General features: G+C 56.0%; 3 protein-coding genes and 1 pseudogene. All 4 read right to left on the bottom strand.

What is annotated here, in order from left to right; genetic code table 11:
- Window positions 1–648 (bottom strand): protein kinase domain-containing protein (locus EJP87_RS15635; protein WP_227657701.1); only part of this gene is annotated, 648 nt, incomplete at its 3' end.
- Window positions 649–650: 2 nt separating this feature from the next.
- Window positions 651–1,043, bottom strand: a complete 393-nt coding sequence (locus tag EJP87_RS15630) for a protein phosphatase 2C domain-containing protein (RefSeq protein ID WP_193771449.1) — start codon at window positions 1,041–1,043, stop codon at window positions 651–653.
- Window positions 976–1,701 (bottom strand): formylglycine-generating enzyme family protein, encoded by a 726-nt coding sequence (locus EJP87_RS15625; RefSeq protein WP_193771448.1) that lies wholly within the window; start codon window positions 1,699–1,701, stop codon window positions 976–978. Before EJP87_RS15625 ends, EJP87_RS15630 begins: the two co-directional genes overlap by 68 nt.
- Window positions 1,702–1,796: 95 nt before the next feature.
- Window positions 1,797–2,093, bottom strand: a pseudogene (locus EJP87_RS18075) (hypothetical protein); the annotation flags it as partial.

The following is a 2,093-nucleotide window of genomic DNA, read 5'->3' as shown; positions in this document are numbered from 1 at the left end:
CCAGACCCACAACTCAAACAACAACACCGACAGAGCATGCAAATCGCTTTGTGTAGAGGGTTCCGCCTGTTTGAGGATCAATTCCGGCGGCATGTTTTCCATGGTGCCCAACACCTGACAGGTCGATTGATTGCTGATGCCGACATTATCATTATCGCAAATCAAAATATCGCCATTTTTGGGATCAAAGAGCAGATTTTGTCGAGAAATATCCCGGTAGCAATAGCCGGCCATATGCAGTTGTTTATAGCTGCTGGCGGCCAGAAAGGAGATGCGGCACATGGTGCCATAGCCGGGTGGTGGTTTGCGTTGTGCTTGCACTTCCCCCAGAGTGGCAAAGCGTTGGCTGTCCAGCAGGGGCATCAGATAGCCGAAACGGCTGTTTTTTTCCTCTTCCACCAGATCGATAGGCCATAAAAAGCGGCTGCCGGCCAAACCTTTGGGGCGACCATGTTTGAGCAGAGCGCTGATGGCGGCTTTTTGTTCGGGGGTGGCTTGGCGGGGATGATACCATTTCAGGGCATAGTGTTGTTTGCCGGAGGTGACCTGATAGATTTCGCCCTGACCTCCTTCCGCCAATTTTTTGCCGACGCGGAGGGGCAGTTGCAGCTCTTTGGAAACAAGCGTATGGCCGCTGGGCAGGGACATTCTTAAACTCCTGTATGGTGCAAGGGGTGAAGCAAGAGCAGGGTCATATCATCGCCGCTGCCCTCTTGCGAGTAGCGATCCAGCCACTGCGGCAGATGTTCGGCGATGGTCAGGGTGCCTTGTTCGTTCAACAAGGGGGGGAGACTGCTGGCAAAGCGCAAAAACTCCTCCGGGCTGGCGAAGGAGTCGGAGAGGCCATCGGTGGAGAGCAGCAAGCTCTCCTCTTTTTGCCGATACCAGACGGCGCTTTGCCAGAGATGTTCGGCCGCCTCGGAGCAGAGGGAGTGGGTTTCGCTGCCGAGCAGGGCTGGATCGGCGGGCAGCGGTTCACAAGGGGGGCCGTTGGCGGGGATGCGCAGCAGTTTGCCATCGCCGATCTGCCCGGCAAAGACCAACTCCTCCTGGCTCCCAGGAGACCTGCTCCACCGGATAGTCTGCACCCTTTTGAAAATAGGCGGGGTTGTGGCCCATCACCTGCTGCCATTGTCCCTGGGTGACCGGATATTTGCCCAACCAAAAACCATCCAGAGTCACCTCATGTACCGGCTGCTCATCCTCTCCCCCCTCGTCAAAGAGGTCGCCCAACAAAAAGGTGCCCGCAGGAACCCAGACAAAGGCCATGCCCAACAAGGGATCGGTCCAACTGCATTCGCTGGGCAGAGGTTGCGGATGGATCGGATAACGGTCATCAACAGGAGTTTTACGCTTGTTGGCGGGCTGTTCCGGTTCGGGTAGCTCATAGCCCAAGGCCAGACACCAACTGTTAACACACCATTGGGCCGCCTTGGCCGCAATATGCGCCTCTTCCAGACGCAAGACCAGGCGCGGCAGAATGGCGCTGGTGGGTAGGCCACGAGTCACATCTTCCACTATTTGTGCGGGGATACCGCTTTTCAGGCCCTGCATCAGCAGGTGCAGATCCGAAAGGCTGCTGCCATCGCTCAGATCCCGCAACAACGCTTCCAAACGACGGGGATCCTGCAACAGAGCACCGCCTTGGCTGTTGAGCAACTCGTGCAACCGCACACGAAGCATCTCATTGAATGCCGCCATGCTAAACCCTTTTGGAAATATATGATGCTCTAAAGTAGTAATAAAACAACCAACACCGCCCCCGCTGCTGGGCGGGGAGGGCTTCATGATTTTCTTTAAGCCACAATGTGGCCGGATAAGCCGATAAAGTCAAGTTCCAACCCGATGCTCAGAGGTGCCGAACGTTCGGGTGGTACCTCTTTGCGGCTGCCATCGGGAAAACGAATCTGCCAAGGCTGTTTGCTCAGGTTGCGAATTCCCCAGATGTGCGGATTTTGCGGATGCTGAATGACCTCGCCAAAGGGATAGGCTTTTTCCTCCTCTTCGGGGTTGGTAAAGAGGGTGGAGAGCTGTTTGCCCAGCAACAGGGTAAAGGTATGGCTGCCGCGTGCATGTTTGACCTGCAGACGCGG

The organism is Candidatus Magnetaquicoccus inordinatus (genome assembly GCF_004217665.1).
GTDB lineage: Bacteria > Pseudomonadota > Magnetococcia > Magnetococcales > Magnetaquicoccaceae > Magnetaquicoccus > Magnetaquicoccus inordinatus.
Note: the sequence above shows the minus strand (reverse complement) of the source record. Positions and strands in the feature narration are given on the sequence as shown.

Excerpts from the sequence above, each read along its gene's own strand:
- EJP87_RS15625 (WP_193771448.1), bottom strand. The coding sequence starts at position 1,701 with ATGGCGGCATTCAATGAGATGCTTCGTGTGCGGTTGCACGAGTTGCTC.